This window comes from Actinomadura macrotermitis (assembly GCF_009604375.1).
GTDB classification, from domain to species: domain Bacteria; phylum Actinomycetota; class Actinomycetes; order Streptosporangiales; family Streptosporangiaceae; genus Spirillospora; species Spirillospora macrotermitis.
The window spans coordinates 1,913,947-1,937,738 of the sequence record NZ_WEGH01000002.1; the positions used below are offsets into that span (position 1 = coordinate 1,913,947).

Below are 23,792 nucleotides of genomic sequence, written 5' to 3' on the forward strand. Positions count from 1 at the left end.
TGGTCAATCTCGCAGTGGAGTTCCGGCCACATGCGGACTTCGTTCAGGAGGCGTCGAGCGGCTTTTCAGGCGCGCGGCGGGCGCGGGTCTGGCCGGCGACCAGGGCGCCGAGGGCGACGGCGAGGCCGAGCGACTGCCAGCCGGTGAGGACCTGGCCGAGGAAGACCAGCCCGCCGACGGTGGCGACCAGCGGGTTGACCAGGCCGAGCAGGGAGACCGAGGTCGGCGCGAGGCGCTGGATGCCGCGGAACCACAGGGCGTAGGTGACGGCCGTGCCGACGACGCCGAGGTAGAGGAAGCCGAGCAGGTTGCGGCCGGTCAGCGTGGCGGGCAGGCCCTCGGTGGCGAGGGTGAGCGGCGCGATCATCAGGCCGCCGAGGGTGAGCTGCCAGCCGGTGACGGCGAGCAGCGGGACGCCCTCGGGCCGGCCCCACTTCTTGGTGAGCACGACCGCCAGGCCCATCAGCGAGGTCGCGGTGAGCATGGCGGCGATGCCGAGCGGGTCCAGGCGGGCCTGCGCCGTCAGCGTCAGCAGGGCGACGCCGCCGGTGCCGACGAGCGCGGCGGCGAGCAGCCGGGCGGTGGGCTTCAGCCGCAGGATCAGCAGCGAGAACAGGGCGACGACCAGGGGCTGGACGGAGCCGATCGTGGCCGCGACGCCGCCCGGCAGCCGGTAGGCCGCGAAGAACAGCAGCGGGAAGAACGCGCCGAAGTTCAGCAGGCCGAGCACCGCCGACCGCCACCACCAGGCGCCGGCGGGCAGGCGGCGGGTGGCCGCGAGCAGGATCAGACCGGCCGGCAGGGCGCGCAGGGTGGCGGCGAGCAGGGGGCGGTCGGGCGGCAGCAGGGTGGCCGTGACGACGTAGGTGGTGCCCCAGGCGGCGGGGGCCAGGGCGGTGAGGGCCAGGTCGGGGGCGGTGCGCAGGGCGGGGACGCGGGGGGCGGCGATGACGGCCATGTCGATCTCTCTTCATTGATAATCTCAACGTTGAGATAACACCACGCCGGAAGCTTCAACGTCAAGTAGTTTAACGTTGAGACTTCCAACGTCGAGAGGAAACCGATGGCCGACGCGGTGGACCTGATCATCGAGCAGTGGCGGCGCGAGCGCCCCGGGACCGACAGCTGGCCGATGGGCGTCGTCGGGCGGATCAACCGCCTGTCCCGCCTGCTGGACCGGGAGCTGAAGGACTTCTTCGCCCGCTACGGGCTGGAGTTCTGGGAGGCCGACGTGCTCTACACGCTGCGCCGCTCCGGCCCCCCCTACGCGCTGACGGCGGGCGCCCTGAACCGGTCGTCGATGGTGACCTCCGGCGCCATCACCAACCGGATCGACCGGCTCGCCGCCAAGGGCCTGGTCGAGCGCGTCGCCGACGACAAGGACCGGCGGACGGTCCTGGTCCGGCTCACCGAGCAGGGCCACGCCAAGGTCGAGGAGACGATCGACGCGCACGTGGCGAACGAGGCGCGCATCCTCGGGGCGCTGGGCCCCGGGGCCCGGGACGAGCTGACGGGCGCGCTGCGCGTCCTGCTGGAGGCGCTCGACGACACCTCGCTCAGCTGAGCCGGGGGTACCGCCCCGGTCCGCCGCCCGGTAGACACGACGGCGTGCAGGTGACTTTCGCGAGCGAGGCGACGCCCGGGCGGGCGAACGAGGACCACGTGGTGGCCGGCCCCGGCTGGGTCGTGGTGCTGGACGGCGCGACCGCGCGGCCCGGCGTGGCGACCGGCTGCGCGCACGACCCCGGCTGGCTGGTGCGCCGCCTCGGCGGCGCCCTCGCCGCGCGCCTCGCCCTCGGCGGCGGCGAGCCCCTCGCCGACCTGCTCGCCGGCGCCATCGAGGCCGTCCGCGGGGCGCACGGCGGCGCCTGCGACCTGGGCAACCCCGACGGCCCCTCGGCGGCCGTGGCGATGCTGCGCCACGACGGCGGCACCGCCGACTGGCTCGTGCTGGCCGACTCCCCGGTGCTGATCGACACCGGCGAGCTGCGGGTGATCAAGGACGACCGCGTCGACCGCCTGCCGAGCTACACCGACGAGGCGGTGCGCGCCGCGCGCAACAGCCCCGGCGGGTTCTGGGTCGCCGCGGCCCGGCCCGAGGCCGCCCACCAGGCGCTCACCGGCCGGGCCGCCGGGGTGCGGCGCGCGGCGGTGCTGACCGACGGCGCGTCCCGCCTCGTCGACCGCTTCGGCCTCGCGGACTGGAACGGCCTGCTGGACCTGCTGGACGGCGCGGGCCCGCGCGAGCTCATCCGGCGCACCCGCTTGGCCGAGGCCGCCGACGACGGCGCCGGCCGGCGCGGCAAACGGTACGACGACGCCACCGCCGTCATGATCCGCTTCTAGCCGCGGGCCCTGACCACGGGCCCTAACCACGGGCCGGGGCGATGTGCGGCCACCAGCCCGACAGGTCCTCGGGCAGGTGCAGGCCGTCGACCGTGAGGGTGCCGGTCATCATCGGATGGTGCCGGCCCGCCGGGAAGCTGTGCGTGTAGGGCGGCGGGTCCAGGACGACGACGCGGGTGCCGTTCACCGCCGGGATGTCGGCGGGCACGCCCTCGTTGAAGATCTGCCCGCCGTGCGCGTCGGTCAGCCGCCACGGGCTCTGCGTCACCGGCGGCGGCTCGGGCACGTCGGTGTCGGTGAAATACGCCACGATGTCGGCCGGGACCGGCTCGCCCGGCATCCCGCCCGGCCGCCCGATCAGCGCGCCGCCGAGCAGCATGTGCAGCTGGAAGTTGTCGCCGATGCCGCCGATGGTGACCGTCCAGCCCTGCCCGGACTTGCGGTCCAGCACCAGCAGCCGCTCGCCGTCCAGGACGTTCAGCAGCTTGGCCACCCCCACCCAGCGGTCGGTGTGCTCGGCGAGGGAGCCGGCCAGCCGGATCTTGTCCGCCCGGTCGGCGACCGACGCCCGCAGCTCCGGCGACCTGCACAGCATCGTGTGCGCGGCGAGCGCGTACTTCTCCATCCCGAACCACGCCATCATCGCCTCGACCGGGTCGGCGACCCGGCCCGCGACGGTGTCGACGATCCGCTGGGACGGCCCGTCGCGCTCGGGGTCCGGCGGCGCCCCGCCGGTCGCGCCCCGCCAGGCCGCCGCGAAGCCGGCCGCGATCGCGGCCACCTCGAAGGTGCGGGCCAGCACCGGCCCGTCCACCCCGAAGGTCGTCGCGCCCTGCTCCACCCAGGCGCCCGCGATGACCGCCAGGAACGAGCCGAGGTTCGGCGGGGCGGCGGCGATCCCCTCGCCCATCTTCGTCATCGCCATGTTCAGCACCGGCACCGGCACGCTCTGCGACCACTGCATGAGCCGCGGCATCAGCTCGCCGAACGCCTGATCCTCGGTGACGGCGGCGTGGACCGTCGCGTCGACGTGCTGGAGGAAACCCTGATCCATGATGATCAGCCTGGCACAACGGGCGTCCCGGACGCCGTCGCGCCGGCTCCGGCCCGGCACCGGATTCGATTTCGTATCCGGTGCCCGGGCCGTGTATGGTTACACCCGTCGCCGCGAACGAAAGAACGCAAGCGACAGGCCCCTTTAGCTCAGTCGGCAGAGCGTCTCCATGGTAAGGAGAAGGTCTACGGTTCGATTCCGTAAAGGGGCTCCGCAGGTCAGAGGCCGGTTCCGATCTTCATCGGGACCGGCCTCTCGCCGTTCCGGGAGCCGAATGGAAGATGATCTCGCCGGCGCCGACCCGCTCGCGCCCGGCCTGATTTCGTGGCTTACCGGGCGCCGTGATACCGTCTCTCCGGTCCCAGCGGGACGATTCGCAGGTCACCGGCACAGGCGGTAACCTGGGAACCGGTCCGCGAGGCGGCCTCCGGAAACCGGGTCCCCGGCCCCAAGCAGTTCGGGTTCTCGTGATTCCGAGGTCCAGTGGATATCCGGTATCCTTGCAAGCCGGTCCACCGTGGCCATCTCGGCGGGGTAGCTCAGTCAGGCAGAGCAAGCGGCTCATAATCGCTGTGTCGCCGGTTCAAGTCCGGCCCTCGCTACTACCCGAGCCTCTCGCCCCCCTCACGGGGGCGAGAAGGCTGGGTTGATCCACTCGGTCTCCCTCCCCGGGGGATCGAAGCTCGTCCTTATCCCTAGCTCAGAAAGGCACTCCATCGTGGCTGCCACCGACGTACGGCCGAAGATCACGCTGGCCTGCCAGGAGTGCAAGCACCGCAACTACATCACGCGGAAGAACCGGCGCAACGACCCGGACCGCCTGGAGATCAAGAAGTACTGCCCCAACTGCCGCACCCACCGCGCGCACCGCGAAACCCGCTAGCTCGGGTTAGGGCAGAAGAAGTACTGCCCGCTGCGCTCCTGCACGGGGCCGGCACCCACCGTGCGCACCGCGAAACCCGCTAGCTCGGGTTAGGGCAGAAGTACTGCCCGCTGCGCTCCTGCACGGGGCCGGCACCCACCGCGCGCACCGCGAAACCCGCTAGTCAGAGTCAAGCGGAAGTACCGCTCTCTATTCAGGGCCGGCACTCACCGCACGACTCGACTCCCGGGCTCAAGCGGAGGCAGTCCCCGCCGTGGCACCTGGCCCCGCCCGGCGGACTTCTCCAGCACAGCTTGCCCTGACGTACTCAGCCCGTCCTCGCAGCCACACCCGCGAGGGCGGGCTGAACGTCGTTCTGTTACGGTCCGTCGGGTAGGTAAGCGGATGCTTGGGGCGCGGTGTCCGCAGGCCGCAGGGCCAGTTCGACCTGGAGGGACGGATTGCATGGCACTCAACCGTGATTTCATCGGGCGGGCCTTCCCGCCCAGCGAGCCGTACGAGGTCAGCCGGGTGAAGATCCGGGAGTTCGCGGACGCCATCGGCGACCGCAACCCGATCTACCGGGACCCCGAGGCCGCCAAGGCCGCCGGGCACCCCGACGTGATCGCCCCGCCGACCTTCCCCATCGTGGTCTCGCTCGGCAGCTCGGCGCTGGCCGACCCCGGGCTCGGCCTGAACTACGCGATGGTGGTGCACGGCGAGCAGCGGTTCGAGCACGTCCGGCCGATGCGCCCCGGCGACGTGGTGACCTGCACCTCGACGATCACCGAGATCAAGTCGATCGGCAACAACGAGAAGCTGGTCGTGGAGACCGACATCAAAACGGTCGACGGCGAGCTGGTGTGCAAGTCCTACAACACGATCGTGGAGCGGGGGGCCTGATGACCGCGCAGGTGAAGTACGACGACGTCGAGGTCGGCACCGAGATCCCCGCCCAGACCTACCAGATCGACCGGATGAACCTGGTGATGTACGCCGGCGCCTCCGGCGACTTCAACCCGATCCACTGGCGCGAGAACTTCGCCAGGAAGGTCGGCCTGCCCGACGTCATCGCGCACGGCATGTACACCATGGCGCAGGGCGGCCGGTTCGTCACCGACTGGGTGGGCGACCCCGGCGCCGTGCTCGACTACGGCGTGCGGTTCTCCGCGCCGGTCGTGGTGCCCGACGAGGGCGGCGCGGCGCTGGAGATCAGCGGGAAGGTCGAGCAGAAGCTGGACGACAACCGCGTCGTCGTGGCGCTCACCGCCCGCTCCAGCGAGCAGAAGGTGCTCACCCGGGCCAAGGCCGTCGTCCGTCTCGCCTGAGACCCGCCCGGCGTCCGGCGGCGCACTTGTGCCCCTCGGTGCGCACAAGCGCGCGCCGAGGGGCATAGCATCGCCCCCGGTGTTGTGTGCATGCACGCACAGGAACTGTGCGTGCATGCACACAACACCGTTCCTGGGAGGGGGAGTGACGACGTGGCGGTGTTCGCCGAAGAAGTGAACCTGGCCGGGTACACCACGCTGCGGCTCGGCGGTCCCGCCCGCCGCTTCGTGGAGGCCACCACCGAGGCCGAGCTGGTCGCCGCGGTCCGCCGCGCCGACGAGGCGGGCGAGCCGGTGCTGGTCCTCGGCGGCGGCAGCAACCTGGTCGTCTCCGACGACGGCTTCCCCGGCACGGTGATCCATGTCGGCACCCGCGGCACCGAGCGGCTGCCCGGCGAGAACGGCCGCGCCCTGCTGCGCGTCCAGGCCGGCGAGGAGTGGGACCCGTTCGTGGCGCGCTGCGTGCAGGACGGCCTGGCGGGCGTGGAGTGCCTGTCGGGCATCCCCGGCCGGGTCGGCGCGACCCCGATCCAGAACGTCGGCGCCTACGGCCAGGACGTCGGCGAGACGATCGTGGAGGTCCGCGCCTACGACCGGCAGGCCAGGGCGTGCGTCACCCTCGACCACGCCGCCTGCCGCTTCACCTACCGGCACAGCGTCTTCAAGGGCTCGGACCGGTACGTGGTGCTGGAGGTCGTGTACGCGCTGGTCGAGGCCGACGAGTCGCAGCCGATCGCCTACCCCGAGCTGGCCCGCAGGCTGGGCGTGACGCCCGGCGCGCGCGTCCCGCTGAAGGAGGCCCGCGACGCGGTGCTGGAGCTGCGCCGCGGCAAGGGCATGGTGCTGGACCCCGCCGACCCCGACACCCGCAGCGCCGGCTCGTTCTTCACCAACCCGATCCTGGACGCGGCGCAGGTCGCCGAGCTGGAGCGCCGCGTCGCCGCGCGGCTCGGCCCGGACGCGACGTTCCCGCGCTACCCCGAGGCGTCCGCGCTGGACGGCTCGCCGCGCACCAAGACCTCGGCGGCCTGGCTGATCGACCGCGCCGGGTTCGCCAAGGGCCACGCCCGCGGCCCGGTGCGCATCTCCGGCAAGCACACGCTGGCGCTCACCAACCCGTCCGGCGCCAGCACCGCCGACCTGCTGGAGCTGGCCCGCGAGGTCCGCGACGGGGTGCGCGAGGCGTTCGGCGTCGAGCTGGTCAACGAGCCGGTGTTCGTCGGCGTCCAGCTCTGACCAGGGTTGATAGAGTGATCCCCGTCGAAGGGGAGTAGTCCCGAATCGCGTGGTCGACACACTGGCGCCCGAGGGCGCCCGGTCACGCGGGCCTCACGTGAGGCGGACGAGACCTTCGGCCCGGCAGTCCTACCCCGCCGGGCCGAGGTCGCGCGCCCGCCGGCCCTCGCCCGGCGCCCGAGCGAGAGGGACACGTGTCCGCACTCATCATCAGCCTGGTCGTGATCTTCGTGGCCGAGCTGGGCGACAAGAGCCAGCTCATGGCCATGACGTTCGCCACCCGCTTCAAGACCCTTCCGGTGCTGGCCGGCATCACGGCCGCGACCGCGCTGGTGCACCTGGCCAGCGTCGCGGTCGGCGCCGCGTTCGGCGCGGTGCTGCCGACCGGCCCGATCTCCCTGCTGGCCGGCCTGGCGTTCCTCGGCTTCGCGGCGTGGACGCTGCGCGGCGACGAGCTGGACGACGAGGAGGAGGCCCGCGCGGGCAGGGCCACCGGCTCGGCGATCCTGGCGGTCGGCACCGCGTTCTTCCTGGCCGAGCTGGGCGACAAGACGATGCTGGCGACCGTCACCCTGGCCGCCGACCACCCGGGCCTGTGGGGGCTGACCGGGGTGTGGATCGGCTCCACCGTCGGCATGGTCGCCGCCGACGCGCTCGCCATCGTGGTCGGGCGGCAGCTGGGCAAGCGGCTGCCGGAGCGGTTCATCAAGTACGGCGCGGCGGCCGGGTTCGCGATCTTCGGCGTGCTGCTGATCGTCGAGGGCGTCCGCGCCTGGTGAGGCCCGCGCGGGGTGGCGTGGGAAACCTACGGGACCGTGTGCCCTGCGCGGTCAATCGTTTTGGAGTGCCCGCTGAGTTCCGCCCGGGCGTCCGGGCGCGCATGATGAGGACAGGGCCCTTCGCCCCCGCGGCGCCCCCCGTCGCGGGAGGGCCCTGGTGGGGCGGGCGAACGACGTGGTGATGGCACGACCCGGCCGCGGCCTCGGGCTGCGCCCGCAGCTGAGCGACGAGGTGGCCGCGCGGATCCGGGAGCTGATCATGACGGGCCGGGTCCGGCCGGGGGAGTTCCTGCGGCTGGAGCGGCTGGCGCTGGACTTCGGCATCAGCGTGACGCCGGTGCGCGAGGCGCTGCAGTCGCTGCGCAGCGAGGGCTTCGTGCTGCTGGAGCCGCGGCGCGGCTTCGTGGTCGCGCCGCTCGGCCGCCAGGACGTGCAGGACCTGTTCTGGGCGCAGGCCGCGATCGCGGCCGAGCTGGCCGCGCGCGCCGCCGCCCGGATCGCCGAGCCGGCGCTGCGCGGGCTGGCGGGCCACCAGCGGGCGCTGGAGGACGCGCTCGCGGCGGGCCGGCCGGGCGCCGCCGAGGAGCACAACCACGGCTTCCACCGGGAGGTGAACCTGGCCGCCGGGTCGCCCAAACTCGCCTGGACGCTCGGGTCGCTGGCCCGGTACGTGCCGCGCGGCCGGTACGGGCGGCTGCCGGACTGGCCCGCGCTGGCCGTCCGGGACCACCGGCTGATCATGGCGTCGCTGCGGGCCGCCGACGCCGGGGAGGCGGGCGAGCGGATGCGCGCGCACATCGTGCGGGCGGGGGAGCTGATGGTCGCCGGGATGGAGCGGCAGGGATGGTGGCGGGAGGCTTGACGAAGTTAGTTATCAAGCACTAACTTCGGGCCATGGCCACCCGGATGAGCGCCGCCGCGCGCCGCGAGCAGACGATCAAGGCCGCGCTGGCCGAGTTCGGCCGCCGCGGCTACGAGGGCACCTCCACCGCGGCCATCGCCGAGCGGGTCGGGGTCTCCCAGCCCTACCTGTTCCGGCTGTTCCCCTCCAAGCACGCGCTGTTCCTCGCCGCCGCCGAGCACTGCTTCGACGTCCTGGCCGAGGAGATGCGCGACGCGGCCGGCGGCCTGCACGGCAAGGACGCCACCCGGGCCATGGGCCGCCGCTACCTGGAGCTGCTGCGCAGCGACCACGCGCTGCTGCAGTTCCAGCTCCAGCTCTACGCCTCCGCCCTCGACGACGAGGCCGTCCGCGAGCTCAGCCGCGCCAAGTGGGCCGGGCTGTGGCGGCTGATCACCTCGCTGGCGGGCGGCGACGCCGAGGAGGCGGTGCGGTTCGTGTCGGTCGGCATGCTGCTCAACGTGCTGACCACGTTCGACATCCCCTTCGAGCCCGGCGACCGGCTGCCCGCGTCGCTGCACGCGTGGTCGCAGGAGGAGACCCGGTGATCTTTTTTTCGGCCCGTAAGTTAGTGACTGATAACTAATCAGAAGGAGAACGGCCATGCGCGACCATCCCCCCGGCGGACCCCTGCGCACGTTCATCATCACCGGCGTCGCCCTGTTCATGGTGACCCTGGACAACCTCATCGTCACCAACGCCCTGCCCGCCATCCGCGCCGACCTCGGCACCGGCCTGGAAGGGCTGGAGTGGACGGTCAACGCCTACACCATCGCCTCCGCGGTCCTGCTGCTGCCCGCCGCCTCCATCGCCGACCGGCACGGCCGCCGCCGCCTGTTCCTCGGCGGCCTCGCGCTGTTCACCCTCGCCTCCGCCGCCGCCGCGCTCGCCCCGAACGTCGGCGTGCTCATCGCGGCCCGCGCCGTGCAGGGCGCCGGCGGCGCGATCGTCGCGCCGCTCACCCTCACCCTGCTCGCCGCCGCCGTCCCGGCCGCCCGGCGCGGCGCCGCCCTCGCCGCCTGGAGCGTGATGAGCGGCCTCGGCGTCGCGCTCGGCCCCGTCGTCGGCGGCGCCGTCACCGAGTACGCCTCCTGGGAGTGGATCTTCTGGATCAACGTCCCGGTCGGCGCCGTGCTGCTCGTGCTCGCCCCCGGCTTCCTGGCCGAGAGCCACGGCCCGGCCAAGCGCCTGGACCCGCTCGGCACCCTGCTGGTCACCGGCGGCGTCCTCGGCGTCGTCCTCGGCCTGGTCCGCGGCAACGAGCACGGCTGGACCAGCGCCCAGGTCCTCGGCGCCCTCATCGGCGGCGCGGTGCTGCTCGCCGCCTTCGTCGCGCACGAGCTGCGCACCGCCCACCCGATGCTGCCGATGGGCCTGTTCCGCGACCGCGGCTTCAGCACGGTGAACCTCGTCGGCATCGCGATGGCGTTCGCCATGTTCGGCAGCACGTTCCTGCTCAGCCAGTTCATGCAGGGCGTCATGGGCTACAGCCCGCTGGAGGCCGGCGTGCGCAGCCTGCCCTGGACCGGCATGCCGATCCTGGTCGCGCCGCTCACCGCCCCGCTGATCGCCCGCTTCGGCGGCCGCGCCGTGCTCGCCGCCGGGCTGGTCCTCCAGGCCGCCGGCCTCGGCTGGATCGCCGCCGTGCTCACCCCCGGCCTCGGCTACGGCGAGGCCGTCCCCGGGTTCGTGCTCGCCGGCGCCGGCATGGGCCTGTTCTTCCCGCCCGTCGCCCGCCTGGTCCTCGGCTTCGCCCCGCCCGCCCTCAGCGGCGTCGCCTCCGGCGTCAGCAACGTCGTCCGCCAGCTCGGCACGGTCCTCGGCGTCGCGGTGCTCGGCACCGTCTTCGCCGCGAACGGCGACATGACCACCCCGCGCGCCTTCGCCGACGGCCTGGACGTCGCGCTGTGGGCCGGCACCGGCGTGCTCGCCGCCGGCGCCCTGATCAGCCTGCTGATCCCGGCGCGGACCCCCGACGGATCCGAGCCCGAGCCCGCACCGGTCGCCGGGCCCGTCGCCGAACCCGTCACCGGCTGACCCGCGGCGCGCCTCGGCACTCCGCCTCCATGGGGGACACCCCCAATGCCGAGGCGCGTCGCAAGCTCCGGGCGCCTCGGCCCCCCGCCTCCATGGGGGGCACCCCCAATGCCGAGGCGCGTCGCAAGCTCCGGGCGCCTCGGCCCCCCGCTGCCCGCCGCCGTCAGGACGCCAGCCAGGCGTCCACGGCGGCGAGCAGCCGGCCCCGCACCGAGTCCGGCGCCGCCGACCCCTCGATCGACTGCCGCGCCAGCTCCGCCAGCTCGGCGTCGGAGAAGCCGTGCCCGTCCCGCACCAGCGCGTACTGCCGGGCCAGCCGCGACCCGAACAGCAGCGGGTCGTCGGCGCCGAGCGCGATCCGCGCCCCCGCCTCGTACAGCGCCCGCACCGGCACCTCCGCCGCCGACCGCGCCACCCCGAGGCTCACGTTCGACGCCGGGCACACCTCCAGCGTCACGCCCCGGTCCACGATCCGCGCCAGCAGCCGCGGGTCCTCCACCGCCCGCACCCCGTGCCCGATCCGGTCGGCCTCCAGCATCTCCAGGCACTCGCGGACGCTCCCGGGCCCGAGCAGCTCACCGCCGTGCGGCGTCGACAGCAGCCCGCCGCGCTTGGCGATCCGGAACGCCCCCTCGAAGTCGTAGGCCCGGCCCCGCCGCTCGTCGTTGGACAGCCCGAACCCCACCACGCCCTGATCGGCGTAGCGGACCGCCAGCCGCGCCAGGGTCTTGGCGTCCAGCGGATGCCGGGTCCGGTTCGCCGCGATCACCACCCCGATGCCGACGCCGGTCGCCGCCGACGCCTCGCGGACCGCGTCCAGCACCAGCTCCACCGTCGGCGTCAGCCCGCCGAACCGGGACGCGTACCCGCTCGGGTCGACCTGGATCTCCAGCCACCCCGACCCCTCGGCCGCCTCGTCCTCGGCCGTCTCGCGCACCAGCCGGCGCAGGTCGTCCGGTGTCTGCAGCACCGACCGCGCGATGTCGTACAGCCGCTGGAACCGGAACCAGCCGCGCTCGTCGGTCGCCCGCAGCCGCGGCGGCCAGTCCTGCACCAGCGCCTCCGGCAGCTGCACGCCGCGCTCGGCGGCCAGCTCCACCAGCGTCGAGTGCCGCATCGAACCGGTGAAGTGCAGATGCAGATGGGCCTTGGGGAGCGTGGCGACATCACGGGACAGATCGGGACGACGGCCCTCGGCGGGGCGGGCGACAGCGGTAGGGGCCTCCATGGGCCAATGTTGCCGGATCCGGCCCGCGGCCGAACCCCCGGCGCCCCACTACCGCCCGTCCGGACTACCCCGGATGGCACGCCGTGGCCATGCCGGGACCCTGCGCACACCAAAAAGGATCATGGCCCCGGGGACGCCCCGGGGCCATGATCCTTTTACCGCGTGACGCGTCAGCGCGCCTCGGACAGCAGCTTGGCCACCCGCGACACGCCCTCGACCAGGTCGTCGTCGCCGAGCGCGTACGACAGCCGGAAGTAGCCCGGCGTGCCGAACGCCTCACCCGGCACCAGCGCCACCTCGGCCTCCTCCAGGATCAGCGCCGCCAGCTCCACCGAGCTCTGCGGCCGCTTGCCCCGGATCTCCTTGCCCAGCAGCTCCTTGACCGACGGGTAGGCGTAGAACGCGCCCTCGGGCACCGGGCAGAACACGCCCGGGATGTCGTTGAGCATCCGCACCATCGTCTGCCGCCGCCGGTCGAACGCGGTGCGCATCTCCGCCACCGCCGACAGGTCGCCGGTCACCGCCGCCAGCGCCGCCGCCTGCGAGACGTTCGCCACGTTCGACGTCGCGTGCGACTGCAGGTTCGCCGCCGCCTTCACCACGTCCTGCGGGCCGACCAGCCAGCCCACCCGCCAGCCCGTCATCGCGTAGGTCTTGGCGACGCCGTTCAGCACCAGCGTCCGGTCGGCCAGCTCGGGGACCACCACCGGCATCGAGTGGAACTCGGCGTCCCCGTACACCAGGTGCTCGTAGATCTCGTCGGTGACCACCCACAGGCCGTGCTCGTCCGCCCAGCGGCCGATCGCCTCGATCTCGTCGCGCGAGTACACCGCGCCCGTCGGGTTCGACGGCGACACGAACAGCAGCACCTTGGTGCGGTCGGTGCGCGCCGCCTCCAGCTGCGCCACGCTCACCCGGTAGCCGGTGGTCTCGTCGGCCACCACGTCCACCGGCACCCCGCCCGCCAGCTTGATCGACTCGGGGTAGGTGGTCCAGTACGGCGTCGGCACCAGCACCTCGTCGCCCGGGTCCAGCAGCGCCGCGAACGCCTCGTACACCGCCTGCTTGCCGCCGTTGGTGATCAGGACCTGGGACGCCTCCACCCGGTAACCGGAGTCGCGCTCGGTCTTCTCGGCCACCGCGGCGCGCAGCTCGGGCAGCCCGCCCGCCGGCGTGTACTTGTGGAACCGCGGCACCCGGGCAGCGGTCACCGCGGCCTCCACGATGTAGCCGGGCGTCGGGAAGTCGGGCTCGCCCGCGCCGAAGCCGATGACCGGACGGCCCGCCGCCTTCAGCGCCTTGGCCTTGGCGTCCACGGCCAGCGTGGCGGACTCGGAGATCGCGGCGATGCGCCGGGAGATGCGAGGACGGTCGATGCTCATGTCCCTATCGTTACAGACCCGGGCCGATGGTTCAGCGGGATACGCCAGGCCGCGTCACGAACCGCTCCCGCCCTGGTGGAGCGGGCCTGCGGACGGGTCGCCGGCGGCCCGTCCGGGGTTCCGGTTCGACGCGGGGGCGTCGGCGACGTAGACTCACCCACCTAGTGACGCGTCATCGTCATACGAGCATGTCCGTACAAGCCGTATGCTGTGAGCGGCACGACCGGTCTCCGGACCGGGTCGCCTCTTCGCGGGGGCGGCGGTGTTGTCCCCTTACAGGGATGTAGGGCAGTGGCTCAATTGGTAGAGCTCCGGTCTCCAAAACCGGCGGTTGGGGGTTCGAGTCCCTCCTGCCCTGCGAGGTGCGGTGCGCGCACCTGTACCGGCCACGTTCCGGCCCGCCCTCCGGCGGGTCGTGGTGCGGGAATGCGCGGCAACCACGATGTGGTTGGACACGACCTACGAGGTGAACGGCGGCACAATGGCGACTGAGACGCGCGGCGAGGCCGCGGCCAAGGACGAAGGCAAGGCGAAGCCCGCGGCCAAGCGGACCTCCCCCGCCCTGTTCGTGCGTCAGGTGATCGCCGAGCTGCGCAAGGTCATCTGGCCGACCCGCCGTGAGCTCATCACCTACACCACGGTCTCCCTGGTGTTCGTGCTGATCATGGTCGCGCTCGTGTCGGGCGTGGACTGGGTCCTGCAGAAGGGCATCTTCAGCCTCTTCAGCTGAGCCGTGACCCGGGCCCGGACGCATGTCCGCCGGGCCCCTCCGGCCGGGCCGGTCCCGGTCCCGCACCGCGCGAAACTCCAGCCCGTCGAGAGAAAGAGTCTGCCACCGTGTCCGAGTCCTCACAGCCCCACGACGAGGCCAGCGAAGAGGCCCGGTCTGCTGCGGCTGCTGCGGCCGAACCGGCGGACGAGAGCGCCCCGATCGCCGACGAGCGGTCGGCCGAGGCCCTCGAGGGGGCCGAGGAGTACGCCACCAACGACGTCGACGCGGACGAGGGCGACGAGCGGCTCGCCGAGGTCGAGACCGAGGGCGTCGAGGCGGCGGACGCCGGCGCCGACGAGGCCGTCGACGCCGAGGCCGAAGAGGCCGAGGAGGAGCCCAAGCTCGACCCCTACGCCGCCTTCAAGATGGAGCTGCGCCTCCAGCCGGGCGACTGGTACGTCGTGCACTCCTACGCGGGGTATGAGAACCGGGTCAAGACCAACATCGAGACCCGTACCCAGACCCTGAACATGGAGGACTACATCTTCCAGATCGAGGTGCCCCAGCACGAGGTCACCGAGTTCAAGGGCGGGAAGAAGCAGAAGGTCAACGAGAAGGTCCTGCCGGGCTACATCCTGGTCCGCATGGAGCTCACCGACGAGTCGTGGGCCGCGGTCCGCAACACGCCGGGCGTGACCGGCTTCGTGGGGCTGCTGAACAAGCCGTCCCCGCTCAGCCTGGACGAGGTCGCCAACCTGCTGGCCCCCGAGCCGGAGGAGCAGGTCAAGACCAAGGAGCAGCAGGCCAAGGCCACCCCGCACGTGGACTTCGAGGTCGGCGAGTCGGTCACCGTCATGGACGGCCCGTTCGCCACGCTGCCCGCCACGGTCAACGAGATCAACGCCGAGCAGCAGAAGCTCAAGGTGCTGGTGTCGATCTTCGGCCGGGAGACCCCGGTCGAGCTGTCGTTCAACCAGGTCTCCAAGATCTGACGCCGCCGGGCCGGTCCGCCCGGCACGGTGCGTATCCTGGAACGGCCGCCCACGGCGTGGGCGGCTTTTTCGGGTCATGAGTTTCCCCGCGCGAGCGGGGCCAGGATCCCAACACCTGAGCGCTACGTTCCGGCCGTCGGTGTTGCCCGCCCAGGCGGGAGTCGGGATCACAGTGAAACGGAACGCTAGGGGTGAGGCATGCCTCCCAAGAAGAAGAAGATCACCGCCGTCGTCAAGGTGCAGCTGAACGCGGGCGCCGCGACCCCGGCCCCGCCGGTCGGTACCGCCCTCGGTCCGCACGGCGTCAACATCATGGACTTCTGCAAGCAGTACAACGCCGCCACCGAGTCCCAGCGCGGCAACGTCATCCCCGTAGAGATCACCATCTACGAGGACCGCTCGTTCACCTTCGTCACCAAGACCCCGCCGGCCGCGCAGCTCATCCTGAAGGCCGCGGGCGTGGAGAAGGGCTCCGGCGAGCCGCACAAGACCAAGGTCGGCTCGGTGACCCGCGACCAGATCCGCGAGATCGCCACCACCAAGATGCCCGACCTGAACGCCAACGACCTGGACGCCGCCGAGAAGATCGTCGCCGGCACCGCCCGCTCGATGGGCATCGAGGTCAAGTAAGTCCTCGCGCGCGGGAGGTCCGCGCGCGGTTCGACGTGGGAGGGCCGGTGCGGCCCGCACCACAAAGGAGCAGAGCATGAAGCGCAGCAAGGGTTACCGCGCCGCGGTCGAGAAGATCGACAAGGACGCGCTGTACAGCCCGCTGGAGGCCGTCCGGCTGGCCAAGGAGACCTCGGTCACCAAGTTCGACGCCACGGTCGAGGTCGCGATGCGCCTCGGCGTGGACCCGCGCAAGGCGGACCAGATGGTGCGCGGCACCGTCAACCTGCCGAACGGCACCGGCAAGACGGCCCGCGTGCTGGTCTTCGCCGGCGGCGCGAAGGCGGACGAGGCCCGTGAGGCCGGCGCCGACCTGGTGGGCTCGGACGACATGATCGAGCGGATCCAGGGCGGTTTCCTGGACTTCGACGCGGTCGTGGCGACGCCGGACCAGATGGGCAAGGTCGGCCGCCTCGGCCGGGTGCTCGGCCCGCGCGGCCTGATGCCGAACCCCAAGACCGGCACGGTGACCATGGACGTGGCCAAGGCCGTGACCGACATCAAGGGCGGCAAGATCGAGTTCCGGGTGGACCGGCACGCGAACCTGCACTTCATCATCGGCAAGGCGTCCTTCTCCGACCGCCAGCTGCTGGAGAACTACGCGGCGGCGGTGGACGAGGTGCAGCGGCTCAAGCCGTCGGCGGCCAAGGGCCGTTACGTGAAGAAGGCGGTGCTCACCACCTCGATGGGGCCGAGCATCCCGGTCGACCCGAACGCGGTGCGCAACCTGGTCGCCGAGCTCGACGAGGCCTGATCCTCCGGCCTGGCAAGGGCGCTCCCCGTTTCGGGGGGCGCCCTTTCTCGTCTTCGCCACCTACGCCGCTGGTCGTACGGGTCTGTCCCCCTTTCGTACCCGTGGGGGATGATTCGGGGGGCGTCGTGCGGTGAGACTGGAACCCATACAGCAGGGCGACAAGAGAGGCTCATCCTGATGAAGCGCCGATACACCGTGGTCGCGGGGAGCGCCGCCGTCGGTGCCGCCCTCCTCCTGTCCGGATGCAACGCCGACGGGTCGAGCGGTACGACCGGCACCATGAAGCTCAGCGCCAACGAGGCGCTGCTGAAGTCCTCCCAGAAGGTGGGCAAGGCCGACGCGTTCAAGGCCGACCTGACGGTGAGCGACACCGCCGAGGGCGGGCGGGTGCACGCGACGGGGCAGTTCCGGCTGCGTCCGGACCTGGCCTTCAGCGTGAAGCTGGACGAGTTCAGTCGCGGCGGCGGCCAGTCGGTGTCGCTCGGCGGCGCGCAGGCGATCTTCACGGGGAACACGCTGTACGCCAAGGTGCCGCAGCAGCTCACCCAGTTCGTGGCGGGCGGCAAGCCGTGGCTGAAGATCGACGTGAACCAGATGTCGCAGCGCACGGGCTTCGACGTCAAGGGCCTGATCGACCAGGTGCAGAAGGTCGACCCGGCCGAGCAGACCAAGATGTTCACCGGTTCCAAGGACGCCCGCCGGGTCGGCGAGGAGACGGTGGACGGCGTGAAGACCGTGCACTACACCGGCACGGTCACCGTCCAGGACGCGCTGGCGAAGCTGGACGCGCAGGCGCGGGAGAAGGTCAAGCGCTGGTTCCCGCAGGGCGGCGGCAACGACAAGATCAACTTCGATCTGTGGACGGACGGCGACAACCTGCCGCGCAAGCTGGTGTCCAAGGGCGCCGGCGCCGACGCCAAGGCCGGCACGGTCACCGTGCTGTACAGCGACTACGGCAAGTCGTTCGGGGTGAACCCGCCGCCCGCCGAGCAGACGGGCCAGCTGTCGCTGGACGGCCTGCTGCGCGGTACCCCGCACAACTGAGCCCTGTGGTGAACGACGGGGTGCTCGCCCGGTCCGGGCGGACGCCCCGTCGAGCGCTGCTCGGGGTGTTCGGGGCGAGCGCGGGGCGATAGGGTCACGGCTCCGTCTGATCTTGGTTTCCGGCCGTGGCGCCGGGCATCGCCGCGCGAGGAGCCCTCCCGCATGTTCCGTCGTATCGCTGTGGGGGCGGCCGTGGCCGCGGTCCTGCCCCTGTCGCTCACCGGGTGCGCCGGCGAGAAGGCCGCCGGGGGCGCCGAACCGGCCGCCGTGCGGCTGCTGGCCGAGACGGCCCGCAGGGCCGGGCAGGTCGAGACCTACATCGCCGACATGACCGTGGAGTCCAGCGGGCCGCGGGTGACCACGACCGTTCGGAGCCGGCTCCGCCCCAGGGTCGCGATGAGCGCGGTGGTGAGCGGAGGCAAGACCGGGTGTACCGAAACGCGTCTCATCGACAGGATGGCCTACTGCAAGCTGGACGAGCCTGCCTGGCGCCCGGGCAAACCGTGGGCGAGCGCCTCCGTGGACGGGTCTTCTCCCGGTGCGGGGTTGATGGCCGACGAGGTGGCGCGGGTCCGCCGGGACGATCCGGCCGAGCAGGTCAAGGCGCTCGCCGCGTCCACCGATGTCCGCGAGAGCAGTGAAAGAGGACGGAACCGGCATCTGACCGGCACGCTCACCTTCGAACAGGCATTGGCCCGGTTCGATCCGAAGATCCGCCCTGAGCGTGAGCGCACGTACCGCACCCTGGGGGTCGGCACGACGCGGTTCGATCTGTGGCTCGACCCGGCCGGGCTTCCGAGCAAAGCGGTCATGGTCGTGTCCACCTCGACGGGGGACTTGACCACCACGGCCGTCTACCACGACTACGGCCGGCCGGTGGACGTGCGGCCGCCGCCCGCCGCGCAGGTCGCCGGGTTCTGAGGCCGGCGGCCGAAGTGGGTGGAATGCCCCGATAGGGTGCTCCGTCTGCGCCTGATCATGTGATGCGGGCGCCCCCCAGCAGAGGAGCCCCTTCAGCATGTTCCGCCGTATCGCCGCCGGCACGGTCGCCGCCGCCTCCCTTTCCCTGTCGCTCACCGGCTGTCTCGGGGGCGCGGAGAAGAAGGCCGTCGACAACATCAAGCTCACCGCCGCGCAGGTGCTGGGCAAGTCGGCGCAGAAGTCGGCGACGGTGGACACCTTCACGATGGACCTCACCATGGACGGTCCGACGAAGATGAACATGAAGGTCGAGTCGCGGCTGCGCCCCTCGCTGGCGGCGCGGATGATCGTCTCCAATGGTGGCGCCCAGGTCATGGAGATGCGCATCGTCGACAAGGCGATGTACATGAAGTCGGCCTTCATGAAGCCCAAGAACGGCAAGGCGTGGGGCCGGATCTCGGCGGACGCCATGAGCGCCGCGTCCGGCCGGAACATGAACCAGATGTTCGACCAGGCCCAGCAGCAGGGCCCGGCCGAGCAGACCAAGATGTTCACCGCCTCCAAGAACGTGCGCGAGGTCGGTCCCGAGACCGTCGAGGGTGTGCCGACCCGGCACTTCACCGGGACGCTCACCGCCGAGGAGATGCTCTCCAAGTTCACCGACCCGCAGGCCCGCGCGGCCAAGGAGAAGCAGCTCGCCGCGGCCGGCATCACCTCGGCGAACTTCGACCTGTGGGTCGGCGCCGACGAACTGCCGCGCAAGATCACCTTGGTGCAGGGCACCAAGCAGGGCCAGATGACCATGTCGGGGTTCTACCGGGACTACAACAAGCCGGTGGACGTGCAGGCCCCGCCGGCGTCCGAGGTCGGCGATGTCGAGCTGCCCCGGATCCCCACCGGCGCCTGAGCCGTGCGGCGGCCGCGGGGCGCCCGCCCCGCGGCCGATTTGGCATAGCGGTTCCAGTGCCCGTACCATCGAGACTGCCGAAGACCGCCGGTCGCCATCCGTTTCGGATGGCCGAAGGACCCGAAGAAATTCGGGCGGCCCGCGTAGGTGAGACGAGAGCTTCCCGCATGACCTCCGCGTCGTGCCTGACGCCCCGTGCGCCTACGCCGGGGCGTTCGCTGTTTTTCCAGGCTTTTCGCCCCGGCGGCTTCCACACCAGGTAGCGGTCCCGTCCGTTCGGACGCGGGTCGCGACCACCCAGGTAATCGGAAGGAGGCCCCATGGCCAAGGCCGAAAAGGCCACGGCGATCGCCGAGCTCAAGAACGACTTCGAGAGCTCGAACGGCGCCGTGCTGACCGAGTACCGCGGGCTCACGGTGGCGCAGCTCAAGGAGCTGCGCACCAACCTCGGCGAGAACGCGAAGTTCGCCGTCGTGAAGAACACGCTGACCAACATCGCCGCGACCGACGCCGGCGTCGACGAGCAGTTCCGCAACCTGCTCGAAGGCCCCTCGGCGATCGCGTTCGTCAACGGCGATGTGGTCGAGGCCGCCAAGGGCCTGCGTGACTTCGCGAAGGCCAACCCGCTGCTGGTCATCAAGGGCGGCTTCATCGACGGCAAGTCGATGTCCGCCGCTGAGATCGGCAAGCTCGCGGACCTGGAGTCGCGCGAGGTGCTCCTCGCGAAGCTCGCCGGTGCGATGAAGGGCTCGATGGCCAACGCCGCCGCGCTGTTCAACGCCCTGCCGACGCAGGCCGCCCAGCTGGCCGAGGCCCTGCGCGCCAAGCGCGAGGCCGCCGGCGAGACGGCCGAGGCTCCGGTCGCCGACGAGGCGTCCGCCGAGTGAGTCCCGGCCGTCCAGGCCGGGATCCCGCGGTTCAGTAACACCCCATACGTTCCAAGCCATAGCGGAGGAAACATCATGGCGAAGCTCAGCACCGACGAGCTGCTCGACACCTTCAAGGAGATGACCCTCCTCGAGCTGTCCGAGTTCGTGAAGCAGTTCGAAGAGGTCTTCGACGTCAAGGCCGCCGCGCCGGTCGCCGTCGCCGCCGCCCCCGCCGCCGGCGGTGCCGCCGGTGGTGGCGAGGCCGCCGCCGAGCAGGACGAGTTCGACGTCGTCCTCGAGGCCGCCGGCGACAAGAAGATCCAGGTCATCAAGGAGGTGCGCGGCCTCACCTCCCTCGGCCTCAAGGAGGCCAAGGACCTGGTCGACGGCGCCCCCAAGACCCTCCTGGAGAAGGTCAACAAGGAGACGGCCGAGAAGGCCAAGGAGGCCCTGGAGAAGGCCGGCGCGACGGTCTCCGTCAAGTAAGTACGGCTTCTCCGAGCTTCGACGCTCTCCGGACGCCGGTGCCGTTCGCGGCCCCCGGTGCCCGCGCAGGAGGCGGTCATCCCTTCGGGGGTGGCCGCCTTCTGGCGTTCGCGGGGATGTCCGCAGGTGAGCGGGTGCCGGGGAAACTATCGAACAGTGACAAAACGGCGGCGCGGAGCTGTCCGCGAGCGGGTTGTCACAGGTCACATCGGCGGCGTAACGTCCCTTGCGGCACCAACGTGGTGTACTGCACGCCCGGCCCCGGCCGTGGCCGAACCCCCGGCTTGAGGTGCGGGTTCGCGGACGAGTAGTGTCCCACGTGACGTAAGTAACGATTGTCTTACAACGTCGCATTTTGCCGCTGATCTGCCCCCGAACCCCTTCCATTTCCGGAAGCGGCCGCTACGGTAGTGGCACCCGCCACAGCTACCGGGTGGTAGCAACGACGCGGACACACGGTGTGACGGACAAAGTACAGCTGAGTTTGCACTCGCTCATTGGTTCCGGAAACCCCCGGCCTGGACGAAAGGTGACGAGTGGGCGTCGAAATCAGAGTCGAGGGGCTGACCAAGTCCTTCGGCCGCCAGACCATCTGGCAGGACGTGTCGCTGACGCTTCCCGCAGGAGAGATCTCCGTTCTCCTCGGCCCTTCGGGCACGGGCAAGTCGGTCTTCCTGAAGTCCCTGGTCGGTCTGCTGAAGCCGGACCGCGGGCACATCTGGATCGGTGACAAGGACCTGCCCTACCTGCCCGAGCACCAGCTCTACGAGACCCGCAAGCTGTTCGGCGTGCTGTTCCAGGACGGGGCCCTGTTCGGCTCCATGAACCTGTTCGACAACATCGCCTTCCCGCTGCGCGAGCACACCAAGAAGTCCGAGTCCGAAGTCAAGCGCATCGTCATGGAGAAGATGGAGCTGGTCGGCCTCATCGGCGCCGAGCACAAGCTCCCGGGCGAGATCTCCGGCGGTATGAAGAAGCGCGCCGGCCTCGCCCGCGCGCTGGTGCTGGACCCGGCGATCCTGCTGGTGGACGAGCCGGACTCGGGTCTGGACCCGGTCCGCACCGCCTACCTGAACCAGCTGATCGTGGACCTGAACGCGCAGATCGACGCGACGTTCCTGATCGTGACCCACGACATCAACACCGCGCGGACCGTGCCGGACAACATCGGCCTGCTGTTCCGCCGTGAGCTGGTGATGTTCGGGCCGCGCGAGATGCTGCTGTCCAGCGAGGAGCCGGTCGTCCGGCAGTTCCTGAACGCCCGCCGGCAGGGCCCCATCGGCATGTCGGAGGAGAAGGACGTCTCCGAGCTGGAGGCCGAGGCCCGGATGGGCCTGGAGGTCGGCAAGCTGCCGCCGATCGCGCCGCAGCTGATGCCGAGCGACGGCCGCGTCCGCCGGGCGCAGCAGCCGCCCGGCGCCTGGTGCGCGGCGCACGGCATCACCCCGCCCCCCGGTTCGTTCGTCGACGACCTCGGCCGCAACTGGGCCGAGGAATGGCCGCGGTACGTGGCCGCGATGGGTCCCGTGGCGTCCGGGCACGGCCAGGGCGGCCCGCAGCCCGCTGGAGGCATGCACTAATGTCCACTCCTGGTATCGGCGCGAACCAGCGAGAGGGCAGGAAGAGCGGTGGCGGTGGCTCCGCCACGCTCCGCAAGATCTCCGATGGTGCCACCAATGTCGCGATCAAGGAGCCGGGGCGGTTCTTCGCCCTGGTCCTTGACACCTTCCGGGCGATGTTCAAGCGCCCGGTGCAGTGGCGTGAGTTCATCGAGCAGGCCTGGTTCATCGTCAGCGTGACCGTGGTGCCGACCATGCTGGTCGCCATCCCCTTCGGCGGCGTGCTGTCGCTGCAGGTGGGCGGCCTCATCCGGCAGCTCGGCGCACAGTCCTACACGGGCGCCACCGCGGTGGTCGCGATCGTGCGCGAGGCCAGCCCGCTGGTCACCTCGCTGCTGGTCGCGGGCGCCGCGGGCTCGGCCATGTGCGCCGACATCGGCTCGCGGAAGATCCGCGAGGAGATCGACGCCATGGAGGTGCTCGGCATCAACCCGCTGCACCGCCTGGTGGTGCCGCGGATGCTGGCGTGCGCGTTCATCGCGCTGTTCCTGAACGGCCTGGTCTCGGTCGTCGGCCTGATCGGCGGCTACGTCTTCAACGTGGTGCTGCAGGACGGCACACCGGGCGCCTACCTGGCGTCGTTCAACGCGATCGCGCAGCTGCCCGACCTGCTGCAGGCCGAGTTCAAGGCGTTCGTGTTCGGCATCACCGCCGGCCTCGTCGCCGCCTACAAGGGGTTGAACGCCAAGGGCGGCCCGAAGGGCGTGGGCGACGCGGTGAACCAGACCGTCGTCATCACCTTCATGCTGCTGTTCCTGGAGAACTTCATCATCTCCACGCTGTACTTCCAGTTCGTTCCGTCGAAGGGCATGTGATGGCAGCCCCAAGCAAGACGGGGAAGGCCGTCAACCGCGTGGTGAACGCGCCGCTGGCGCGGCTGGAGGACTTCGGTCACCAGCTGTCGTTCTACGCGCGCGCCTTCGCCTGGGTGTTCCGTGTCCTGCGCCGCTACCGCACCGAGGTGCTGCGGCTGCTGGCCGAGGTGAGCCTCGGCACCGGCGGCCTGGCGGTGATCGGCGGCTCGGTGGTGATCGTCGGCTTCATGACGTTCTTCACCGGCAGCCAGGTCGGCCTGCAGGGTTACAACTCGCTGAACCAGATCGGCACGGCCGCGTTCACCGGCTTCGTCGCCTCCTACTTCAACACGCGTGAGATCGCCCCCCTGGTGTCGGCGCTCGCCCTGTCGGCCACGGTCGGCTGCGGCTTCACCGCCCAGCTCGGCGCGATGCGCATCTCCGACGAGATCGACGCGCTGGAGGTCATGGCGGTTCCCTCCATGCCCTTCCTGGTGACGACCCGGATGCTGGCCGGGATGATCGCGGTGGTCCCGCTGTACATCGTCGGCCTGCTGGCCTCCTACGGTGCGACGCGGTTGATCGTCACGGTGTTCTACGGGCAGTCCACCGGCACCTACGACCACTACTTCGACCTGTTCCTGCCACCGAACGACATCATGTGGTCGTTCGGCAAGGTGATCATTTTCTCGGTGCTCGTCATGCTGATCCACTGCTACTACGGCTACCACGCCAGCGGCGGCCCCGCGGGCGTCGGCATCGCGGTGGGCCGCGCGGTGCGCACCAGCATCGTCGTGATCAACGTGGCCGACCTGCTGCTCGGCATGGCGATCTGGGGAGCCACCACGACCGTACGGATTGCGGGGTGACGG

General features: G+C 71.3%; 26 protein-coding genes and 3 tRNA genes. 25 read left to right on the forward strand and 4 right to left on the reverse strand.

Annotated features, from left to right (window positions below):
* Positions 1–43: 43 nt before the first annotated feature.
* Positions 44–958: an EamA family transporter gene (locus tag ACRB68_RS21080; protein ID WP_153534599.1), complete on the reverse strand. Its 915-nt coding sequence runs from the start codon at positions 956–958 to the stop codon at positions 44–46.
* Positions 959–1,063: 105 nt separating this feature from the next.
* Between ACRB68_RS21080 and ACRB68_RS21085 the strand changes: the two genes are divergently transcribed.
* Positions 1,064–1,564: a MarR family winged helix-turn-helix transcriptional regulator gene (locus tag ACRB68_RS21085; RefSeq protein WP_153534601.1), complete on the forward strand. Its 501-nt coding sequence runs from the start codon at positions 1,064–1,066 to the stop codon at positions 1,562–1,564.
* Positions 1,565–1,608: 44 nt separating this feature from the next.
* Positions 1,609–2,346 (forward strand): hypothetical protein, encoded by a 738-nt coding sequence (locus ACRB68_RS21090; protein WP_328594509.1) that lies wholly within the window; start codon positions 1,609–1,611, stop codon positions 2,344–2,346.
* 22 nt (positions 2,347–2,368) lie between these two features.
* On the opposite strand, the gene ACRB68_RS21095 is transcribed toward ACRB68_RS21090, so the two are convergent.
* Positions 2,369–3,400 (reverse strand): hypothetical protein, encoded by a 1,032-nt coding sequence (locus ACRB68_RS21095; protein ID WP_153534603.1) that lies wholly within the window; start codon positions 3,398–3,400, stop codon positions 2,369–2,371.
* 138 nt (positions 3,401–3,538) lie between these two features.
* Between ACRB68_RS21095 and ACRB68_RS21100 the strand changes: the two genes are divergently transcribed.
* The 10 genes from ACRB68_RS21100 (at position 3,539) to ACRB68_RS21145 (ending at position 10,543) form a co-directional block, all read left to right on the forward strand.
* Positions 3,539–3,611: transfer RNA gene (locus tag ACRB68_RS21100), tRNA-Thr, on the forward strand.
* A gap of 317 nt (positions 3,612–3,928) precedes the next feature.
* Positions 3,929–4,002: transfer RNA gene (locus ACRB68_RS21105), tRNA-Met, on the forward strand.
* 116 nt (positions 4,003–4,118) lie between these two features.
* Positions 4,119–4,283 (forward strand): 50S ribosomal protein L33, encoded by a 165-nt coding sequence (gene rpmG / locus ACRB68_RS21110; protein WP_067812252.1) that lies wholly within the window; start codon positions 4,119–4,121, stop codon positions 4,281–4,283.
* Between the two features lie 444 nt (positions 4,284–4,727).
* On the forward strand, positions 4,728–5,165 hold the full coding sequence (locus tag ACRB68_RS21115; RefSeq protein WP_153534605.1) for a MaoC family dehydratase N-terminal domain-containing protein: 438 nt from the start codon (positions 4,728–4,730) through the stop codon (positions 5,163–5,165).
* A complete protein-coding gene (locus ACRB68_RS21120) occupies positions 5,165–5,590 on the forward strand; it encodes a MaoC family dehydratase (protein ID WP_153534607.1) in 426 nt (141 codons plus the stop codon). The genes ACRB68_RS21115 and ACRB68_RS21120 overlap by 1 nt, the downstream gene beginning before the upstream one ends.
* Positions 5,591–5,743: 153 nt before the next feature.
* Positions 5,744–6,826, forward strand: a complete 1,083-nt coding sequence (locus ACRB68_RS21125; protein WP_328594512.1) for a UDP-N-acetylmuramate dehydrogenase — start codon at positions 5,744–5,746, stop codon at positions 6,824–6,826.
* A gap of 194 nt (positions 6,827–7,020) precedes the next feature.
* Entirely contained in the window at positions 7,021–7,605 is a 585-nt protein-coding gene (locus ACRB68_RS21130) for a TMEM165/GDT1 family protein (protein ID WP_328594513.1), read from the forward strand.
* A 181-nt stretch (positions 7,606–7,786) separates the two neighbouring features.
* Positions 7,787–8,467, forward strand: a complete 681-nt coding sequence (locus ACRB68_RS21135) for a GntR family transcriptional regulator (protein WP_153534611.1) — start codon at positions 7,787–7,789, stop codon at positions 8,465–8,467.
* A 32-nt stretch (positions 8,468–8,499) separates the two neighbouring features.
* Positions 8,500–9,054, forward strand: coding sequence for a TetR/AcrR family transcriptional regulator (locus ACRB68_RS40245; RefSeq protein WP_207709754.1), 555 nt, complete (start codon positions 8,500–8,502; stop codon positions 9,052–9,054).
* A gap of 55 nt (positions 9,055–9,109) precedes the next feature.
* On the forward strand, positions 9,110–10,543 hold the full coding sequence (locus ACRB68_RS21145; RefSeq protein ID WP_153534613.1) for an MFS transporter: 1,434 nt from the start codon (positions 9,110–9,112) through the stop codon (positions 10,541–10,543).
* Positions 10,544–10,706: 163 nt separating this feature from the next.
* On the opposite strand, the gene ACRB68_RS21150 is transcribed toward ACRB68_RS21145, so the two are convergent.
* The gene (locus tag ACRB68_RS21150; RefSeq protein ID WP_153534615.1) at positions 10,707–11,771 is read right to left on the reverse strand and encodes an adenosine deaminase; all 1,065 of its coding nucleotides are present in this window, start codon (positions 11,769–11,771) and stop codon (positions 10,707–10,709) included.
* A gap of 170 nt (positions 11,772–11,941) precedes the next feature.
* Positions 11,942–13,153, reverse strand: a complete 1,212-nt coding sequence (locus ACRB68_RS21155) for a pyridoxal phosphate-dependent aminotransferase (protein WP_153534617.1) — start codon at positions 13,151–13,153, stop codon at positions 11,942–11,944.
* A 285-nt stretch (positions 13,154–13,438) separates the two neighbouring features.
* On the opposite strand from ACRB68_RS21155, the gene ACRB68_RS21160 reads away from it, so the two are divergent.
* The 13 genes from ACRB68_RS21160 to ACRB68_RS21220 all read left to right on the forward strand — a co-directional run bounded on the left by ACRB68_RS21160 (position 13,439) and on the right by ACRB68_RS21220 (position 23,789).
* Positions 13,439–13,511: transfer RNA gene (locus ACRB68_RS21160), tRNA-Trp, on the forward strand.
* A 123-nt stretch (positions 13,512–13,634) separates the two neighbouring features.
* Positions 13,635–13,883, forward strand: a complete 249-nt coding sequence (gene secE / locus ACRB68_RS21165) for a preprotein translocase subunit SecE (protein WP_153534619.1) — start codon at positions 13,635–13,637, stop codon at positions 13,881–13,883.
* A 107-nt stretch (positions 13,884–13,990) separates the two neighbouring features.
* On the forward strand, positions 13,991–14,857 hold the full coding sequence (nusG, locus tag ACRB68_RS21170) for a transcription termination/antitermination protein NusG (protein WP_328594514.1): 867 nt from the start codon (positions 13,991–13,993) through the stop codon (positions 14,855–14,857).
* Between the two features lie 198 nt (positions 14,858–15,055).
* Positions 15,056–15,487, forward strand: coding sequence for a 50S ribosomal protein L11 (gene rplK / locus ACRB68_RS21175; protein ID WP_153534623.1), 432 nt, complete (start codon positions 15,056–15,058; stop codon positions 15,485–15,487).
* A gap of 76 nt (positions 15,488–15,563) precedes the next feature.
* Positions 15,564–16,280, forward strand: a complete 717-nt coding sequence (gene rplA, locus ACRB68_RS21180) for a 50S ribosomal protein L1 (RefSeq protein WP_153534625.1) — start codon at positions 15,564–15,566, stop codon at positions 16,278–16,280.
* A gap of 177 nt (positions 16,281–16,457) precedes the next feature.
* Positions 16,458–17,324, forward strand: coding sequence for a LolA-like protein (locus ACRB68_RS21185; RefSeq protein ID WP_153534627.1), 867 nt, complete (start codon positions 16,458–16,460; stop codon positions 17,322–17,324).
* 162 nt (positions 17,325–17,486) lie between these two features.
* Positions 17,487–18,245 carry a hypothetical protein gene (locus tag ACRB68_RS21190; protein ID WP_153534629.1) on the forward strand — a complete coding sequence of 253 codons (759 nt, stop codon included), beginning with the start codon at positions 17,487–17,489 and terminating at the stop codon, positions 18,243–18,245.
* Between the two features lie 97 nt (positions 18,246–18,342).
* Positions 18,343–19,152 (forward strand): LolA-like protein, encoded by an 810-nt coding sequence (locus tag ACRB68_RS21195; RefSeq protein ID WP_153534631.1) that lies wholly within the window; start codon positions 18,343–18,345, stop codon positions 19,150–19,152.
* A 320-nt stretch (positions 19,153–19,472) separates the two neighbouring features.
* Positions 19,473–20,039 carry a 50S ribosomal protein L10 gene (rplJ, locus tag ACRB68_RS21200; protein ID WP_153534632.1) on the forward strand — a complete coding sequence of 189 codons (567 nt, stop codon included), beginning with the start codon at positions 19,473–19,475 and terminating at the stop codon, positions 20,037–20,039.
* Positions 20,040–20,114: 75 nt separating this feature from the next.
* Entirely contained in the window at positions 20,115–20,507 is a 393-nt protein-coding gene (gene rplL / locus ACRB68_RS21205; RefSeq protein ID WP_153534634.1) for a 50S ribosomal protein L7/L12, read from the forward strand.
* 536 nt (positions 20,508–21,043) lie between these two features.
* Positions 21,044–22,087 carry an ABC transporter ATP-binding protein gene (locus tag ACRB68_RS21210; RefSeq protein ID WP_328594515.1) on the forward strand — a complete coding sequence of 348 codons (1,044 nt, stop codon included), beginning with the start codon at positions 21,044–21,046 and terminating at the stop codon, positions 22,085–22,087.
* Complete coding sequence (locus tag ACRB68_RS21215) at positions 22,087–22,941, forward strand: ABC transporter permease (protein WP_153534636.1); 855 nt, start codon at positions 22,087–22,089, stop codon at positions 22,939–22,941. The genes ACRB68_RS21210 and ACRB68_RS21215 overlap by 1 nt, the downstream gene beginning before the upstream one ends.
* A complete protein-coding gene (locus tag ACRB68_RS21220) occupies positions 22,941–23,789 on the forward strand; it encodes an MlaE family ABC transporter permease (protein ID WP_153534638.1) in 849 nt (282 codons plus the stop codon). The genes ACRB68_RS21215 and ACRB68_RS21220 overlap by 1 nt, the downstream gene beginning before the upstream one ends.
* Positions 23,790–23,792 lie beyond the last annotated feature (3 nt).

Excerpts from the sequence above, each read along its gene's own strand:
- ACRB68_RS21220 (WP_153534638.1), top strand. The coding sequence starts at position 22,941 with ATGGCAGCCCCAAGCAAGACGGGGAAGGCCGTCAACCGCGTGGTGAAC.
- rplA (WP_153534625.1), top strand. The coding sequence starts at position 15,564 with ATGAAGCGCAGCAAGGGTTACCGCGCCGCGGTCGAGAAGATCGACAAG.
- secE (WP_153534619.1), top strand. The coding sequence starts at position 13,635 with ATGGCGACTGAGACGCGCGGCGAGGCCGCGGCCAAGGACGAAGGCAAG.
- ACRB68_RS21120 (WP_153534607.1), top strand. The coding sequence starts at position 5,165 with ATGACCGCGCAGGTGAAGTACGACGACGTCGAGGTCGGCACCGAGATC.
- ACRB68_RS21185 (WP_153534627.1), top strand. The coding sequence starts at position 16,458 with ATGAAGCGCCGATACACCGTGGTCGCGGGGAGCGCCGCCGTCGGTGCC.
- ACRB68_RS40245 (WP_207709754.1), top strand. The coding sequence starts at position 8,500 with ATGGCCACCCGGATGAGCGCCGCCGCGCGCCGCGAGCAGACGATCAAG.
- rplK (WP_153534623.1), top strand. The coding sequence starts at position 15,056 with ATGCCTCCCAAGAAGAAGAAGATCACCGCCGTCGTCAAGGTGCAGCTG.
- ACRB68_RS21115 (WP_153534605.1), top strand. The coding sequence starts at position 4,728 with ATGGCACTCAACCGTGATTTCATCGGGCGGGCCTTCCCGCCCAGCGAG.
- ACRB68_RS21190 (WP_153534629.1), top strand. The coding sequence starts at position 17,487 with ATGTTCCGTCGTATCGCTGTGGGGGCGGCCGTGGCCGCGGTCCTGCCC.
- ACRB68_RS21145 (WP_153534613.1), top strand. The coding sequence starts at position 9,110 with ATGCGCGACCATCCCCCCGGCGGACCCCTGCGCACGTTCATCATCACC.
- ACRB68_RS21085 (WP_153534601.1), top strand. The coding sequence starts at position 1,064 with ATGGCCGACGCGGTGGACCTGATCATCGAGCAGTGGCGGCGCGAGCGC.
- ACRB68_RS21155 (WP_153534617.1), bottom strand. The coding sequence starts at position 13,153 with ATGAGCATCGACCGTCCTCGCATCTCCCGGCGCATCGCCGCGATCTCC.
- rplL (WP_153534634.1), top strand. The coding sequence starts at position 20,115 with ATGGCGAAGCTCAGCACCGACGAGCTGCTCGACACCTTCAAGGAGATG.
- ACRB68_RS21195 (WP_153534631.1), top strand. The coding sequence starts at position 18,343 with ATGTTCCGCCGTATCGCCGCCGGCACGGTCGCCGCCGCCTCCCTTTCC.
- ACRB68_RS21095 (WP_153534603.1), bottom strand. The coding sequence starts at position 3,400 with ATGGATCAGGGTTTCCTCCAGCACGTCGACGCGACGGTCCACGCCGCC.
- ACRB68_RS21135 (WP_153534611.1), top strand. The coding sequence starts at position 7,787 with ATGGCACGACCCGGCCGCGGCCTCGGGCTGCGCCCGCAGCTGAGCGAC.
- ACRB68_RS21080 (WP_153534599.1), bottom strand. The coding sequence starts at position 958 with ATGGCCGTCATCGCCGCCCCCCGCGTCCCCGCCCTGCGCACCGCCCCC.
- rplJ (WP_153534632.1), top strand. The coding sequence starts at position 19,473 with ATGGCCAAGGCCGAAAAGGCCACGGCGATCGCCGAGCTCAAGAACGAC.
- ACRB68_RS21150 (WP_153534615.1), bottom strand. The coding sequence starts at position 11,771 with ATGGAGGCCCCTACCGCTGTCGCCCGCCCCGCCGAGGGCCGTCGTCCC.
- ACRB68_RS21215 (WP_153534636.1), top strand. The coding sequence starts at position 22,087 with ATGTCCACTCCTGGTATCGGCGCGAACCAGCGAGAGGGCAGGAAGAGC.